This is a genomic window from Leucobacter fengyongliangi, from assembly GCF_052386045.1.
Map to the genome: position 1 here is coordinate 2,054,288 of NZ_CM126356.1, position 16,050 is coordinate 2,070,337.

Sequence of the window (16,050 nt, forward strand, 5' to 3'; positions counted from 1 at the left end):
CCACCAGTCGCGTATTCGCGCAGGACCTTCCCGGCCCCATGCAGGCCGGGTGCACCTCGTCTGTAGGAGGTGCCACGACCATGAAGAGAACCAGCAGCACGAGAACCCCTGCCGCGCAGCCCGGAACACCGGGCGTGCGGCGGGGGTTCGAGCATTCCGAGGGGCTGCGTGCCCTGCTTATCCGCCTGCACGAGGAGGGCCAGTGGGCGTGGCGGCACGATCCCGAGGTCGCAGCGCTCATGCAGTACGCCGCCGACAAGTACGCCGCCCTCGCGCGCCGGCACGGCCTCGACCCGTGGGAGGCAGCTGCGGCCGCGTTCGACGCGATGCGCACCGGCGCCGTCCGCCGCGCCGACGACCCGTGGGCGGTCATCACCCGAGCCGTCAAGATCACCTGCATCGCCGAGGAGCGCGCGAACGGGCTACTCTGCTCGGTGCACCAAGCACGCCGGCCGAAGTTCTCCGCACACCACGACGCCGAACGGTTCTCGGACCGGGAGAACCCGCTCACCGACTACCACCACAGCCTCGCCATCCCGCCCCCCGACTCCGTCGAAGCCCCGGACGACAGCAAAACGTCTGTGCAGGTCGCGCAGGCTATTGAAGACACGGTCGCTCTGTTCCATCTGCTCGGCTGGCCAGTGGAGGCGGCACGGGTCGGGATCGAATACATCATGACCCGACTTGCGGAATCGGCGTCGCGGGCTCAGGCCTTCGAGTCGCTGCGCCGCGACTACCACGCCCGCGCCCTCCTCGACATCCCTACCACCTCCTGGCTGACGATGCTGAAAGTCGTGCTCGGCACACAAGACCCGAACCACGCGCACACCAGTGCCGCACGCGGTGTCCTGCATCGCCTCGTCACCGGCGAACCGCTCCGCGCGTTCCTCACCGACGACAGGGTGCTCTCGGAGGTGGTGCTGGCGGCACCCGACGGGGGTGGGTGCCGTGGCCGCGAGTAGCCCCGGCCATATCGAGCTGGAACGCTCCCTCGATTCCATCACCGTCGGCAAGCGCCACCGCACCGACCTCGGCGACATTCCAGCGCTCGCCGAGTCCATCCGGAACGAAGGCCTGCTGCAGCCGATCACCGTCACCCCAGACGGGGCGTTGGTGTGCGGACGCCGCCGGCTCGAAGCGCTGCGCTTCCTCGGGCAGCGGTCCACGAACGTGTGGGTGCGCTCGAACCTATCCGACCGGCTCTCCCAGCTCCTCGCGGAGCAGAACGACAACTCCCTCCACAAGCCGCTCTCCCTGATCGAAGCAGAATCCTTGTACCGCGAGCTGAAGGTCGTGCTGGCAGAGGATGCGGCACGCCGCCAGGCTGCCACAAGATTCGGTGCGGAAGGCGCAGCACCCGAGGATTCCGCGGAAGTATCCGGTGCCGTCGAATCGACGGCACCGCGATCGGCCGGCGAAGCCCGGGTGCAGGCAGCACGCATGGTCACCGGGCGTGGGTCGCAGACGATGCTCGAACAGATCGGCCGCCTGAAGGATCTCGCCCACGACGAGACCCGTCCCGGCCACATCCGCTCTCAAGCCATGGCCGAGCTTGCCCGGATCGAGGCGGGCGGGAAAGTGCACGGCGCGCACCTGCGCATGAACACCGTCCTCTCCCTGGACGAACTCGACCGGATCGCCGCCGACCCTGCCCAGCCCGAAACCGTGAGAACGCAAGCCGTCTCCTCGGCGGCCGAAGTGCGGGCGGCGGCCGGCCAGGAGGCCCGCACGGCGGAACTCGCCGCACTCGCTGCCGAAGCGATCGCCCGCGTCACCGCCGAAGGCCACAGCAAGGAGAAGAAGCGGGCGGGAACGGTGGAGCGTCCGAAGCTGACGCTCGTCGTACTGCCGCCGCGCGCTTTCGTCGCGCTCTGGGCCGACATGGACGGATGGACGAAGAAGCACGATCCCGTCGTCCTCGCATCCGAACTCACCGTGGCGGAGTGGGAGCGCGCCGAAGCGGTGCTCGCCGAGACCGTCGCCTTCTTCGCCCTCATCCGCACCGCACGCGCCCAGAGCACGGTCACCGATACCCCGTCTGCGCACGCGATCTGACGACGGCAGCCACGACCTCAGCTTCCCTCATCGCGGGTGCGCGGGTGCACCTTCCGAGTACCGAATCCAGCCGTTCCTCGGAAGGAACCCCGTCTCATGCGTCAGCCCACCGCACCGGAGCAGTCGTCGCGTCGCCTCCGCATCGCCCTGATCGGAGGCGGCCTCGTACTCGCCCTGCTCGTCGGCATCGGGGTCTACGGGCTGCTGCGCGGCCCCGCCGCTCAGCCCGCACCGGACACCCACAGCACGTCGACGAAGGCTCCGGAACCTGGCCGGGACCTCACACCCCGCCCAAAGCCGGAGAGCACGGAAGCTGAACGGTTCTCTCGCTCGGTGGCGGAGGGACTGTTCGCATGGGACACCGGCCTCGGCTACGGCGCGCACGAGTACATGCAAGCGATCGTCGATGTCGCTGATCGCGAGGAAGCGCCCGGCCTTGCAGCGGACCTCCGCGCCTACTTCCCAGACGATACGGCATGGGGCGAGCTGCGGAACTACGAGACCCGGCAATGGCTCACCATCGACACGATCACCGTCCCCGAGACATGGCCGGGGGTCGTCGCCAACGCTCGGCCCGGCACGCTTCCGCCTGGTGCGGCCGCCTACACGATCACCGGCAGCCGGCACCGCGTAGGCTCCTGGGAAGGCCAGGACGTTTCGGATGCCCGCCCGGTGTCGTTCACGATCTTCGCCGCCTGCCCCTCGGGTGATTCCTGTCGGCTGCTGCGGCTCTCGGCCGTCGACACCCCGATGTCGTAGCTCATGGCGAAGAAGCTGCTCGTCCTCCTGCTGGCGCTGTTCTGCATCGGCCCGTCCACCGCGCTCGTGGGCCTGGGCGCGTTCATGGGGCCGGCCGGGTTCTGCCTCACCGGCTCACTCGTGGTCGGCCCCATCCCCGAGAGCCTCACCGCCAAGACTGCCGACGGCACCCCGGTCACGCTCGACAAGCGGCAACTCACTCACGCGGCGACGATCATCACCACCGGAGCTAGCATCCCTGGTGTCGGGCAGGCCGGCGTTCGTGTTGCGCTGATGGCGGCGCTCACCGAATCACGGCTGCGGATGCTCGCCAACACGAGCGCCTACCCCAAATCCGCTGGCTTCCCGAACGACGGCGACGCCGCCGATCACGACAGCCTGGGCCTGTTCCAGATGCGCCCCGCCGCAGGCTGGGGCACGGTCGCAGAACTCATGAACCCGGTGTATCAGGCCCAGGCGTTCTATGGCGGGAAGGACGGGCCGAACTACCCCACGCCGCGCGGCCTGCTCGACATTCCCGGCTGGCAGTCCATGGACCCGGGCGCTGCGGCGCAGGCGGTCGAGGTCAGCGCCTATCCCGACCGGTACCGGAACTGGCAGCCCGTCGCCGAGGCGATCCTCACCGCCCTCACCACCCCCGCTCCCGGTAGCAACAGCGGCAACGGGGGTGGCGGGCAGGTGCCAGAGACGTCGCGTGTTGTGTTCCCGCTCCCGGACGGCAGCTACACAAGCACCGATAGCTTCGGGTGGCGTAGCGACCCCTTCACCGGGGAGCGCGAGTTCCATTCCGGCTCGGATCTTGCGGCGGCCGACGGCACCCCGATCTTCGCCGTCGCAGACGGCCGCGTCGCGGTCGCCGAGTTCAGTGCCGCCTGGGGTGGGCTCATCGTGATCGAGCACACCGTGAAGGGTGCCCGCGTCGCCTCCTATTACGCGCATATGTGGCAGCACGGGATCTACGTCACGGCCGGCGAGACCGTGACGGCCGGGCAGCACATCGGCGATGTCGGGTCGTCGGGTCGTTCGACCGGCCCGCATTTGCACGTCGAGATCCGCCCCGGCGGGCGAGGTCAGCCGCCCGTGAACGCGATCGAGTGGTTCGCCCTGCACGGGGCAGTGCCCAGCGACGGCACGAGCACCGCGGTCGGATGCCGTGCGAACGTGGGAGGTCTGTGATGAACGTGTTTCCCGACTTCGGAGCCGTCGGCGCGTCCGATGAGTTCGCGTCCGTGATCGGTGCGCTCCTCACGATCATCCTCATCGGCGCCGTGCTCACCCTCCTCGTCTCCGCGATCGTGTGGGCGGTGTCGTCCTCGACGGGGAACCCCTACACGGCGCAGAAAGCCCGCGTCGGCGTCTTCGTCGCCCTCGGCACCGCAGCCCTCGCCGGTGCCGGCATCGCCTGGACCAACTTCCTCCTAACCGTCGGCGACCACATCTGAGGCCCGTGGCCCGGAACGGGCCGCTTGCTCGCCTTGGTTCCGTTCCGCGTGAGAACGCGAGGCTGCGATCTCGCCGGGATCGGCTTGTGCACCTGCTTGTCGGACGGTTCGCGTCCATCTCTCTGACTGGCAGGAGCGCTTCACCATGATCGATATCGACCCGAACAGCGACGGGCTTCCAGGGATCGCGCAACTGCGCGACATCGTGGGCGCCGTGATGACCGTGGGATTGATTCTCAGCGTCCTCGCGCTGATCGTCTCAGCGATCGTCTGGGGTCTCGGCGCGAACTCCTCAAACCCGCACTTGGCATCGAGAGGGAAAACGGGGGTGCTGGTGTCCTGCGGTGCGGCCGTGCTGTGCGGGGCTGCGGTCACGTTGATCAACTTCTTCTGGACCGTCGGCCAGGCCGTCAGCTAACCGGCGGTGGTTCAGGGTGAGTATCTGCGACATCCCCGGTATCTCCACCGTCTGCACCACGATCGGTGAAGGACCCGCCGGGCTCTTCTTCGGATGGATCGCGTCGGCGATGGGCCTCGCCGTGTCCACCCTGTTCCAGGGCATGTGGGAGGTGTTCTCCACCACCACCTCGGTCGATGTCACTTCGGACGGGTATGTGAAGGTCTACAACATCCTGTTCGGCATCGCCGTGTTCATCACCGTGCTGTTCTTCTGCTTCCAGCTCATCACCGGCCTCGCCCGCCGCGACCCTTCCGCCCTCTCCCACGCCGCCACCGGCGTCGCCAAGTCCGTGCTTGGATCGTTCGTGCTCATCACCTGCACCGCACTTCTGCTCGAGATCACCGACCAGCTGTGCGTCGGCATCATCCAGGCCACCGGGCAGACCATCGAGAGCATGGGCGACCGGCTGGCGCTCCTCATCGGCGCGACGGCGGTGACGCCCGCGACCGGCGGAGCCGGGGTGCTGCTCACGATCTTCCTCGCCGGCCTCATGGTCGCAGGAGTCTTCATTCTCTGGTTCTCCCTCCTCATCCGCAAAGCGCTGCTGCTGGTCGCGATCGTGTTCGGGCCGATCGCGCTGTCGGGCCTCACCTGGGAGGCCTCGCGCGGCTGGTTCGGGAAGTGGGCGACCTTCGTCGTCGCGCTCATCGCGTCGAAGCTCGTGATCGTGGTGATCTTCCTGATTGCCACCACCCAGGTCGCCGCCCCCATCAGCCTCGACCTGAAATCCCTCTCCGAGCCCATCGCCGGAATAGTGCTGCTGTTCGTCGCAGCCTTCGCACCGTACATGGCGTACAAGTTCCTGAGCTTCGTCGGTTTCGACATGTACCAGGCCGCGTCGATGGAGCAGGAAGCGAAGAATGCCCTCAACCGGCCGATCCCGCTCCCGTCGAAACCATCCGGTTCCGCCCCCAAGCAAGTCCTCGACGGCGCGGACCCAGGCGCGACCGCCCCGAAGACCACCCCTGCATCCGCTCCCGCACCGGCGGCGCCGGCGGCTGGTGGCGGCGCGGCTGCGAGCGGCGGCGGGGCTGCCGCAGGCGGGAGTGCCGGTGCGGCAGGTGGCGGTGCTGCGGGCGGTGCAGCCGCGGCTGGCCCTGCTGCTGCGGTGGTGGCCGGGGCGATCGTCGTGAAGGAGACCGCGACCGCCGGGCTGAAGCTCGGCGGAGCGATCGGGAATGCCGCAGACTCCCACGCTGGCAGCGCGTCTGAGCAGGCGACCCCGCCGCCGGCGAGCTCGCCGGTGCAGCAGCCGCCAGCGGTGCTCCCGCCACCGACGCCGAAGGCCCCGCCCGCACCGACCGGAAAGGGATGACCCCATGACCTCGCATGCGTCTACGGCCTCCGCACCGGAGCGGTTCGAGCTGCGACCGGTGCAGTTCTCCCGGCTCACACGCCGCGGCATCATCCTCGGCCTCTCCCTCTCGCAGCTCATCGTCCTCGCCGTCGCGCTCCTCACCGTCGTCATCGGCCTCTACACGAACGGTGGTGCGGGCCTCGCCTGGTCGTCGCCCGCGTGGGCGTCGCTCGTAGCGGTCGCATGGGTGCCCGTCGGCGGGCGGAAGCTCATCGAGTGGGCGCCCATCGTCACCCGGTGGATGCTCCGCACCCGGGCGAAGCAGACCCGATACCGCCGGCGCGTTGTGAAGCCCCGCCCCGCCGGCACGCTCGCGCTCCCCGGCGACATGGCCGCGCTCAGGGAATGGGTCGATCCCGAAACGGGGGCGGCGATGATCCACGACCCGCACGCGCAGACCCTCACCGCGGTGTGCGGGGTGCAGCATCCCGCGTTCGTGCTCCTGGACCCCGCCGAGCAGCAGCGCCGCGTCACCGGCTGGGGTCGCGTGCTCGCCGCTGCCTGCCGCTCGGGCCGTATCGCCCGCATTCAGGTCATGGAGCGCACCCTCCCAGATTCCGGATCCGGACTCACAGAATGGTGGCGGCAGCACGGCACCGACGACGGCTCCTGGGCGGCGACCACCTACCGGGAACTCATCGAGCGGGCCGGCCCCGCAGGCGAGCGCCACGCCACCACGGTGTCGCTGTCGATCGACATGCGCGCCGCCGCCAGACAGATCCGTTCCGCAGGCGGCGGAATGAAGGGCGCGGCCGCGGTGCTGCGGCAGGAGATGCAGTCGTTCCAGACCGCGCTCCGCAGCGCCGAGCTGCACATGACCGGCTGGCTCACCCCGGGCGACGTCGCACTCATCCTCCGCACCGCCTACGATCCCGCTGCGGGCCCCGCACTAGAACGGCACGGCGAGTTGGGCCGGGATCTCGCGATCGCTGGCCCGGTCGCGGTGAATGAGTCGTGGGATCGGCTGCGCTCCGACAGCGCACATCACGCGGTGCTGTGGATCAGCGAGTGGCCGAGGGCGCAGACTTTTCCAGGGTTCCTCGCTCCGCTCGTTCTCACCGGAGGTGTGCTTCGTTCGCTCTCGCTGCACTATCTCCCGGTCCGGGCGGATCAGGCGGCGCGGGATCTGCGGAAGAAGAAGACCGAGATGATCGCCGACGCAGCGCAACGGCGGAAGATCGGCCAGGTCGAGGACACGCAAGCCTCCGCCGAGTACAGCGATGTCCTGCAACAGGAGTCGGAGCTCACCGCAGGTCACGGCGTTCTGCGGGTCGTCGGCCTCGTCTCCGTCTCGGCGCCGACTGCGAGCGAGCTCGATGCTGCCGTGTCGCAGATCGAGCAGGCCGCGATCCAGGCCTCCTGCGAAACGAGAAGGCTCGTCGGACAACAAGCCCAGGCCTTCACCGCGGCGGCACTGCCGCTGTGCCGATCCATCTGACCACCGCCACTTCCTCTCGAACGGAGTCCCGATCATGCCGACCTTCACCGATCCTGCCGCCGACGCGGCCGAGATGTACGAGGCGATGCGCGGCCTCGCCCAAGCGAGCATCGTGCTCGACCAGCCCGAGCGCATGTACGGGATGCTCAGCGATCTGCTCGGCGCGGTCAGATCCCTCGAACAGGTGCTCGGCCAGTTCGCGAAAGGCCACACCGAACCCCGCGGACGGGCAGCGGATGACGCAGGGGATCGTGCCGCCGGCACCCAGGACGCGCTCACCGCAGCGGCAGAGCTTCGCCAGGCCGCCGCCCTCATCGGCGAGGCAGAGAGGCGGCTCGACGCGGGCATGGCGACGGCTGGCCGGATCGCCTGGCAGCCCACGGTTCAGACGAACGAAGCCCCTTCGCGACTCATCAACGTGGTGTTCCTGCAGGGGGGCGAAGCCGACCACGCGCTCGACCTGATCGAAGTCGGGGGCGCGGATGCCGTGATCCAGGAGCTCGCCGGCTACGACTTCGGCGACGAGACCGTCGATGCTGCGCTCGAGAATGGGTACGTCTACGACAAGGTGCCCGTCGCACAGCTCGACCGTGTGACGACGCTCGATGCGTACACCCTGGTCTACAACCCTCATCACCGGCACATTGCCCTTTACCGGGCCGAAGACAGCCTGCCCAGCCCCGTGCTGCTCGGCATCGCAGAACCCCGCCACGCCGCACCGACCGGCACCCCCGAGCGCGACGGTGCTGCTGCGGATTCGCGTCAGGCGCGGCGGGAACGTCTGGGCACCCCGACGATCAACCGACAAAACTACGTGAACCAGCCCGTACTGCGGGGCCTCGGACGATGAGCCACGAACCAGGCGAAGCCGAGCCGGGCCGGCTCCATACCTCCGTGCTCGTCGGCCCGGAAGGGGAACTGCGCAAGCACCGCCGAGCCCGCGCACAAGCCGCGGCCCGCCTCCAAACCGAAGCAAGAGCCGCCGCCATCGCCGCAGCCCGAGCCCTAGCAGACGAGGAACGCGAAGCTCGCCGCGCGACCCGCTATCTGCCGCGGGCCGGCGAAGACGGACCGGCAGCGTTGCGCACACCGGGCCGGTTCCGGCTCCCGCGCCACCAGGACACCTCTGCAACGCTGTCGGGGCACTACCCGTTCCTCGCGGAAGGCGGGCTCGGCTCAGCCGGAACCTTCATCGGGCAAGACCTCTACTCGGGCGGCTCTTTCGTGTACGATCCCTGGCAGCTCTACAAGCAAGGGGTCATCACCGCCCCGAACATGATCCTCGCCGGTATCGTCGGCTCTGGGAAGTCCTCGCTCGCGAAGAGTCTCTACACGCGGGCGCTCCCGTTCGGGCGTCGCGTCTACATCCCGGGAGACCCGAAAGGCGAGCATACTTCCGTCGCCCGGGCCGTCGGCGGCCGTGCCATCGTGCTCGGCCCATCGCTCTCGACTCGCCTGAACCCGTTGGATGAGGGCTACAGGGCGGCCGGCATCCCGGATGAGGACTGGGCGGCACAGGTCGCCGCCCGTCGCAGGGATCTTATCGGGGCGCTCGCGGAGACCGTGCTCGACCGCCGCCTCACGCCGGTGGAGCACACCGCGATCGACGTTGCCCTCGCCGATGCGGTGCGGTGCGCGGAGGTACCGATCCTGCCAATGGTCGTCGACCGCATCCTCGCACCTGCGAAGGCCGACGATCCCGACGGCAGGCTCGCCGAAGACGGCCGCATGGTGGGGCACGCACTCCGCCGGCTCGTCGTCGGCGACCTCTCGGGCATGTTCGACGGCCCCAGTACCGAAAAGTTCGATCCCACCCTCCCGATGCTCTCGCTCGATCTCTCCCGAGTGGCCGAGAACTCCGCACTGCTCGCGGTGCTGATGACTTGCGCGGCCGCGTGGATGGAAGCCGCGCTCCAAGACCCGGCCGGCGGGCAACGCTTCGTCGTCTACGACGAGGCGTGGCGCCTCATGTCCTACCCGAGCCTTCTCGCCCGCATGGATGCGCAATGGCGACTCGCCAGGCACTACGGCATCAGCAACCTGCTCATCTTCCACAAGCTCACCGACCTAGAAAACGTGGGTGATCAGGGCTCCCAGATGCGGGCGCTCGCGTCCTCGTTGCTCGCGAACGCCGAAACGAGGATCACCTATCGGCAAGAGAGCGACCAGCTTGGCGTGACCGCGCAGACACTCGGCCTGACGGGCACCGAACGGTCACTGCTGCCGGGGCTCGGGATCGGGCAAGGACTCTGGAAGATCAAGGATCACTCGTACTTGATCCAGCACCAGCTCCACCCCGCTGAACTCGAACTCTTCGACACGCGCGCTCGGATGCTCTGAAACCCCGTAAGTTCACGAATCGCACATTGCGGCGCGAGCGTATAACAAGATTGTCCCAACTTTCGATCTCCGCCATGATGAGGAGGTGATTGCCGTCGTACCTGATACCAACGCCGTCTTCAAGGACCCGTGGCTCGCCAGCCCTGCCGGCCGCCGGCTGAAGGATCTGGCGGCAGCTGGTGATTGCGAGATTGTCTTCCCGGAAGTGGTGGTCTTGGAGTTAAGTCGACGGCAGCACGAGAACGTCGAGGAGGTCTCGCAGGACGCGCGCGTGCTGGTGGACAAACTGTCACACCATGGGACGCCGATGGAAGAGGTCTCGCAACAGCTGGGTGCCGCGTTTGCGGCGCTTCTACCGAAGGTCGAGACCAACTTTGATGCACTCTTCGATGGTCCGGGTCTCCGTCGCGAGCCTGTTCCAGCGGATGCGACACACCGGCTTGTGCTGAGGGATCTGGCGAGACGCCGCCCCTTCAAGGAGGTCGGCTCGGATCCTGTCGTATCCGTGGGATTCCGAGACGCTGCCATCTGGGAGACCGTTCTTGCACTGCTGGATCCGGGCCGCGGCTATGAGCGGGTCATCTTCGTTGCGGCGGACAGAGGCTTCCTGGACGATTCAGGCAACTCACTTCACGGCGATCTCCAGGGCGACTTGGCAGAACTCGGAATCGACGCCTCCCGTCTAGCGCATGTGCGAAACGTATGGCACTCGGCGACCCAGGTCGAGAAGATTGTCGAAGCGACAGCCGAAGCTGCGGCGGACGCACACCTCATCACCGTCGCGACCAACGCAGTTCTCGCGCTCGAGTCGGAGAACATCTCAATGCAGATGGTCTACGGCGGAGACTACGCCTACCCCGATTTCGTGCAGTTCTCCGTGCCGTTTGAAGATGCGACCATCGATGCCATTGACCAGGTCACCGAGTTCACGCTGACCGAAGATGCGGATACTGTCACTGCGACCGCTGAGATCTTGCTGTCCATCAGCGGGTTTGTCGCGAAGTCAGATTGGTACATGGAAGACGGCGAAATCGCGGATTGGGTCGAAGACTGGAATGAGCACTACTTCCATGCCAGCAGCGAGGTAACCGTGATCGCGACCGTAACAATTGATGCGGGAGAATCGGCCCCGGTGGCCATCGAAGTGATACTGACGGACACCGAAACCGACACCTCACCCGGGTGACGAGCGATGAGGCGATATGAATGATGAGCATGCTGATGAGCGTGCCGCGAAAGCCATCGTCGAGAGCGCTCTGGGAATCAAGCTGGTGCACGCCGACAAGACCGGCGGTGTCGACTATCTCTCGGCCGAAAAGCGCTATGCGTTGGAGGTCACCCGCGTCACTGACGGGCGGAGGCGTGCCGGCCGCAAGGCACTCGATTCCTCCCGCAAGACTGCTGCCCCAACCGGAAAACTTCGGACCTGCTGGGTCACGATGGCCGCTGACACCCAGTGGGGGCTTCGGAAGTTCATCCAGCAGGTTCACCCGGCGCTAGTAGCGCTCGAGCACGCAGGCGAGACCGACTTCGATCGACGGCGCGCCGCAGTGCACGTGCTGGACGGGGGACCATTGTCGGCCGTCTATCGCACGCTCATCATGGCTGGTGTCGAGCGCGCATCTGCGGTCCCAGATCATGAACACCGACAGCACGTGCATTCAGTGATCCCCTCGCTTGGGAGCGGTGGAACAGTCAGCGGAAGCAACGAAGCGCTCCGGCTGGTCGTCGGCGCGCTCGCAGAAAAAGAAGACAACGCGCAGAAGCTGAAAGCCGCTCGTGCCGAGCAACGGCACCTCTTCGTCTGGATCGACGACGACACCCAGTTCAGTATCGCGCGCCCTCTCAGTCGTGAAGCGCCGGCCTGGCACGACGGCTTCGGCACCCCCACTGAGCCACCAGCCATAGAGGCAGCGATCACGCACCTCTGGATCGTGCACGAAGGCGCAGGCACGGGCTGGTTCTGGGACGGACAAACTTGGCATGAGCTCAAGGAACTCTGACCGGGCACGAGAGGGAGAAGCACGGCACGGGCAACGAACGCTCGCATAGCATCCAACTGCAATGCCATCGGTCGTTCGCGGTCGGAGCTACCCGATCACGCGCCGCCGTGCGGAGGGTGGTACTCCTCGAACGGGGAGACAATGCTCTGCACGCCGTGTTCGGGGCAGACGAAGGCGAGCCGGAGTTGCCCAGTGCCGTCGAAGTGCTCCGGCGGAGCATCGCCACCGCACATGTCGCAGGTGCGGTAGCCGTCGCCTTCAGGCATGGTGATCGGCATGTGGCCACCTTAAACGGCCGCACTTGAATTCTGTCAAGCCTCTATTTCGTGATGGCTCGGGTGCACCTGACTGTCGGCCGCCGCTCTCTGGCGGGGCTCGCATCCCGTTTCCAACCGTCAGGAGTCCTCCGCATGTCCACCGTTCCCCACACACCCCACACCGCGAGGCCACCCGGCAGTCTTACGAGCAGGGTCGCTGCGGCACTCACGCTGCTGGTGCTGCTACTCAGCGGCCTCATCTTCTTCCCCGCTCCGCAGGCGCAGGCCGCGACCCTCGGCGTCGGCTACGGCAACGAGTCACTATGGCTCGGATCGTTCTCCTCGCATGGCCGGCAGGCGTACTGCATGGACCTCGATGCGCTCCCACCGTGGGGGACCACGCAGCACCCGGAATTGAAGACCACCCTCGACAGCCTCAGCAAGACCAACCTCGCCCGCCTGAACTACGTCATGGGCCGCTGGGGTGAGAGCAACGATCCGAGTATCACGGCTGCGGTGCAGTTGTACGTGTGGGATGTCGCCGATCACGGCAACTATGTCGGCCGTGGCGGGGATGCGCACTTCATCACCCGCGTACCCGCGAATGTGCAGGGCACCGTGCTCGCGAACCTGGCCGCGATGCGTGACGCTGCGGCAGCGAACGCGGTCGCGAACCCGTCGGTGTCGCTGTCGATCAGCATGAGCGACCAGTACCAGGGGCAGCTCACGGTCAGCACGAATCCCGCGTCTGCGACGGGCGCGGTGACTCTCACTAATGCCACCTTCGCGAACGGGTCGGCCACCGCGACGCTCGGCGCGGGCACGCATCAGATTGTCGGCGCCCCGCCCGTCTCGGCCCCCGACTACCAGATCACGGCTGCCATGCAGGCGCCCGCGATCGGCTACGGGGCGGGCGTCGATCTCTTCTACACCCCCGGCGAGCAGCGCATTCTCGCGGCTGCGTCCTTCGAGCCATTGTCGGCGACCGCGAAGTCCCCGGTGATCCCGCTCGACTTCCAGCCGGTCATCGAGACGGTCGTCTCGGCGAAGTTCGTCCAGGCCGGCGACGTGTTCACCGACAAGCTCGCCGTGTCGGTGAAGAAGCACTCCTGGATCAAGGTGAACGGGAGCCCGGTGCCAGTGCTCGCCGAGGGCACCTTGTACGGGCCGTTCGATGCGCAGCCTGTCGAAGCGAACGCACCCCCGCAGGGTGCACCCGTGCTCGGCGCCGAGACGCTGACGCTCACCCATCCCGGCAGCTACGTCTCGCCCGGCACGCTCACCGCCCCGGAGAGCGGCTTCTACACGTGGGTGTGGAAGATCGACAAGCAGCAGCAAGGCGGCAACGCGAAGTACCTCACCGATTCCTTCACGGATCGCTTCGGCCGGGTCGCGGAGACCTCGGTCACCCCGTTCCAGCCCGAAGCAGTGTCGAAGGCGAACGGCCGCCTCGTGATGCCCGGCGATGCCGTGACCGACACCATCACCGTCGAGTCGAGCAACGGCAGGTGGCTGAAGCACAATGGTGATCTGATCCCGGTGGTGTTCGAGGGCACCGCCTATCAGGTGCCCGGCACCCTGCCGCCCGTGCAAGGTGCTGAGGTTCCGGCGGGTGCGGTGCCGATCGGCACGGTGCAGGTCACCGCGACCGGTCCGGGCACCTACGAGTCGCCCGAGGTGATCCTCCCGGATGCGGGCTTCGTGACCTGGGTGTGGCAGGTCAAGAAGGCGTCGCAGCCCGAGTGGGTGCGCCCCTACATCGCGTCCGATTGGCAGGACGATTACGGCATCAACATCGAGTCGCACTCGGTGCGCTGGCCCCTGCGAATCACCTCCGAGGTGCGCGAGTACAACGTGCACGCCGGAGGCCGAGCCTTCGACCGCATCACCGTGACGGGGTTCCCCGACAATCACCCCGACTTCGAGGGCGACGGCTACTGGGGCCCGGACCAGAAGGAGCTCACGCACACCGTCTACGGGCCGTTCAAGACCGACTCGGAGCTCACGGACGATCTCGACCTCGAGAACGCGCCGGTGCTGACGACGATCAGCACCCCGGCGAAGAACGGCGTCTACGACATCGGCTACACCGACGATGACCGCATCCAGCCCGAGGATCCTGGCTATTACGTCGTGGTGACGACCTTCGCGGGCGACGACCGGGTGCAGCCCTTCGAGAGTTCCGTCTCGGACATCTGGGAGCGGCTCTACGTTCCCGACGACCAGCAGCCGCTGTCGGTCATCACGCAGGCCACCCCGGCCGCGGGCGTCGGCGAGGAGTTCGACGATGCCGCGCTCGTGCAGGGATCGAAGATCCCCAAGGACGCGTATCTCGTGTTCCGCGCCTACGGCCCCCACGACCCCGAGGCTGAGCCGGTGTGCGAGACGCCGTTCTTCGCCTCCGAGAAGATCCCGGTGACCCAGGCCGGCATCTACCGTTCCGGGAAGACGAGCGTCGACCGGGCCGGGCAGGTCTACTGGGTCGAGACCCTCTACGGGAAGGACGGCAAGGTGCTCGCCGAAGGGCGCTGCGGGGCACCGGGCGAGACCACGGTCGTGACCGGCGCCCCACCGAAGGTACCGCCGACGCCGCCGACACCTGAGACGCCGGATCTGCCGAAGCTCTCGCCTGAGCTCGCGGTCACCGGCGGGGCTGGGTTCCCGTGGCTCATCGCCGCAGGTGGCGCCGTCGCGCTTCTCGCGGCCGGGGTCACGCTGTGGTTCGGGCGCCGGCTCGCGCTCTCCCGGGAGCAGGGCGGCTACGTCAGAGAGGAGGACGAAGGGATCGAAGAACTCATGAACGACTAGACACCCCCACTGAGCGGGCGGAACCGGCAGACCCTACCCCCAGGTCTTGCGGTTCCGCCCGCTTCGTCATGCCGGTCCGGTGCACCTGCCCTCTGACAGCAACACGGCTCAGGAGGCGACGGTGACCGACTACACGGAAGACATGATCGCGCGCATGACGCTCGCGGTGCTCACCGACCCGGGAGACCCGGTCACCGGGAAGCTCGTGCAGGCTATCGGCCTCACCGAGACGCTCGCGTTGATCCGCGACCCGGGCGCTGCGATTCCCGCCCAGGTCGACCCGCTCGAAGGCATCCGCTGGCGGCAGGAAGCCGCCGCACGGCAGAAGGACGCCCTTGCAGACGAACTCGTCTCCCTCACCGAGCGAGGCGGACTCAAGCTGCTCGCGCCGGGGCGCGCGGGCTGGCCGGCCGACCTCTCAGACCTCGGGCCTTCGGCCCCGCTGGTGCTGTGGGCGAAGGGGAACGCGGAACTGCTCACCTCGTCGCTCACCTCCCGAGTGACGATCACCGGCGCCCGAGCCGCCACTGGCTACGGCGTACACGTCACCCACGAGCTTGCCGAGCAACTGGCCGAGTCACCGCGCATCCTCCTCTCCGGGGGCGCCTATGGCATCGATGCCGAGACGCACCGTGCCGCGCTCGCAGTGCGTTCCGGATCGACGATCGCGGTGCTCGCGGGCGGCGTCGACCGCCCCTACCCGGCCGCGCACGCTTCACTGTTTCGGCGCATCACCGACAGCGGCGGCCTGCTGCTGTCCGAAGTGCCGCCCGGGTTCTCACCGAGCAAGGATCGTTTTGTCGCTCGTGTCCGGCTCATGGCGGCGCTCAGTGGGGCGACGGTGATTCCCGAGGCCGGATCGCGGTCGGGCAGTCTACGGGCCGCGGTGCAAGCCTACGATCTCGGTCGCCGCGTGGGCGCGGTGCCGGGACCGATCACCTCGGCAGCATCGTCTGGATGCCATCTGCTCCTTGCGGAGGGGTTTGCCGAGGTCGTCACGAATGCCGGGGACATCGAGGCGATGCTCGATCCCCTCCCCGGGGTATCCCGTCTCCCGCCTGCCTATCAGCGGGCTGCCCGCCGCGCCGCGCCGGATGCCGGTCGCTCGGCGGGCAGGGCCGCGCTCTGAAC

Annotated in this window: 15 protein-coding genes; 14 read left to right on the forward strand and 1 reads right to left on the reverse strand. The window is 67.7% G+C overall.

Translation table 11 applies throughout. The features are described from left to right. Positions 1-80: 80 nt before the first annotated feature. From ACTNFK_RS09775 to ACTNFK_RS09830, 12 genes are all read left to right on the forward strand, one after another. A complete protein-coding gene (locus tag ACTNFK_RS09775) occupies positions 81-962 on the forward strand; it encodes a hypothetical protein (protein WP_435936976.1) in 882 nt (293 codons plus the stop codon). Continuing rightward, positions 949-2,055 carry a ParB N-terminal domain-containing protein gene (locus tag ACTNFK_RS09780; protein WP_435936977.1) on the forward strand — a complete coding sequence of 369 codons (1,107 nt, stop codon included), beginning with the start codon at positions 949-951 and terminating at the stop codon, positions 2,053-2,055. Before ACTNFK_RS09775 ends, ACTNFK_RS09780 begins: the two co-directional genes overlap by 14 nt. Before the next feature lie 96 nt (positions 2,056-2,151). Beyond that, positions 2,152-2,814, forward strand: a complete 663-nt coding sequence (locus ACTNFK_RS09785) for a hypothetical protein (RefSeq protein ID WP_435936978.1) — start codon at positions 2,152-2,154, stop codon at positions 2,812-2,814. 3 nt (positions 2,815-2,817) lie between these two features. Continuing rightward, positions 2,818-3,990: a M23 family metallopeptidase gene (locus ACTNFK_RS09790; RefSeq protein ID WP_435936979.1), complete on the forward strand. Its 1,173-nt coding sequence runs from the start codon at positions 2,818-2,820 to the stop codon at positions 3,988-3,990. Further along, entirely contained in the window at positions 3,990-4,256 is a 267-nt protein-coding gene (locus tag ACTNFK_RS09795) for a DUF6112 family protein (protein WP_435936980.1), read from the forward strand. The genes ACTNFK_RS09790 and ACTNFK_RS09795 overlap by 1 nt, the downstream gene beginning before the upstream one ends. A gap of 145 nt (positions 4,257-4,401) precedes the next feature. Continuing rightward, positions 4,402-4,674, forward strand: coding sequence for a DUF6112 family protein (locus ACTNFK_RS09800; protein WP_435936981.1), 273 nt, complete (start codon positions 4,402-4,404; stop codon positions 4,672-4,674). A gap of 16 nt (positions 4,675-4,690) precedes the next feature. Then, entirely contained in the window at positions 4,691-6,031 is a 1,341-nt protein-coding gene (locus ACTNFK_RS09805; protein ID WP_435936982.1) for a TrbL/VirB6 family protein, read from the forward strand. 4 nt (positions 6,032-6,035) lie between these two features. Then, positions 6,036-7,511, forward strand: coding sequence for an SCO6880 family protein (locus ACTNFK_RS09810; protein ID WP_435936983.1), 1,476 nt, complete (start codon positions 6,036-6,038; stop codon positions 7,509-7,511). 34 nt (positions 7,512-7,545) lie between these two features. Then, positions 7,546-8,361 carry a hypothetical protein gene (locus ACTNFK_RS09815; RefSeq protein WP_435936984.1) on the forward strand — a complete coding sequence of 272 codons (816 nt, stop codon included), beginning with the start codon at positions 7,546-7,548 and terminating at the stop codon, positions 8,359-8,361. Then, positions 8,358-9,851: a putative type IV secretion/conjugal transfer ATPase gene (locus ACTNFK_RS09820; protein ID WP_435936985.1), complete on the forward strand. Its 1,494-nt coding sequence runs from the start codon at positions 8,358-8,360 to the stop codon at positions 9,849-9,851. Before ACTNFK_RS09815 ends, ACTNFK_RS09820 begins: the two co-directional genes overlap by 4 nt. 85 nt (positions 9,852-9,936) lie before the next feature. Continuing rightward, positions 9,937-11,037: a PIN domain-containing protein gene (locus ACTNFK_RS09825; RefSeq protein WP_435936986.1), complete on the forward strand. Its 1,101-nt coding sequence runs from the start codon at positions 9,937-9,939 to the stop codon at positions 11,035-11,037. 16 nt (positions 11,038-11,053) lie between these two features. Further along, complete coding sequence (locus ACTNFK_RS09830; RefSeq protein ID WP_435936987.1) at positions 11,054-11,854, forward strand: hypothetical protein; 801 nt, start codon at positions 11,054-11,056, stop codon at positions 11,852-11,854. Positions 11,855-11,949: 95 nt separating this feature from the next. On the opposite strand, the gene ACTNFK_RS09835 is transcribed toward ACTNFK_RS09830, so the two are convergent. Beyond that, on the reverse strand, positions 11,950-12,132 hold the full coding sequence (locus ACTNFK_RS09835) for a hypothetical protein (RefSeq protein WP_435936988.1): 183 nt from the start codon (positions 12,130-12,132) through the stop codon (positions 11,950-11,952). Between the two features lie 132 nt (positions 12,133-12,264). Here ACTNFK_RS09835 and ACTNFK_RS09840 point away from each other — a divergent pair, with 132 nt between their 5' ends. Next, positions 12,265-14,919 carry a hypothetical protein gene (locus ACTNFK_RS09840; protein ID WP_435936989.1) on the forward strand — a complete coding sequence of 885 codons (2,655 nt, stop codon included), beginning with the start codon at positions 12,265-12,267 and terminating at the stop codon, positions 14,917-14,919. Positions 14,920-15,040: 121 nt separating this feature from the next. Further along, positions 15,041-16,048 carry a DNA-processing protein DprA gene (locus ACTNFK_RS09845; RefSeq protein ID WP_435936990.1) on the forward strand — a complete coding sequence of 336 codons (1,008 nt, stop codon included), beginning with the start codon at positions 15,041-15,043 and terminating at the stop codon, positions 16,046-16,048. Positions 16,049-16,050: the final 2 nt, after the last annotated feature.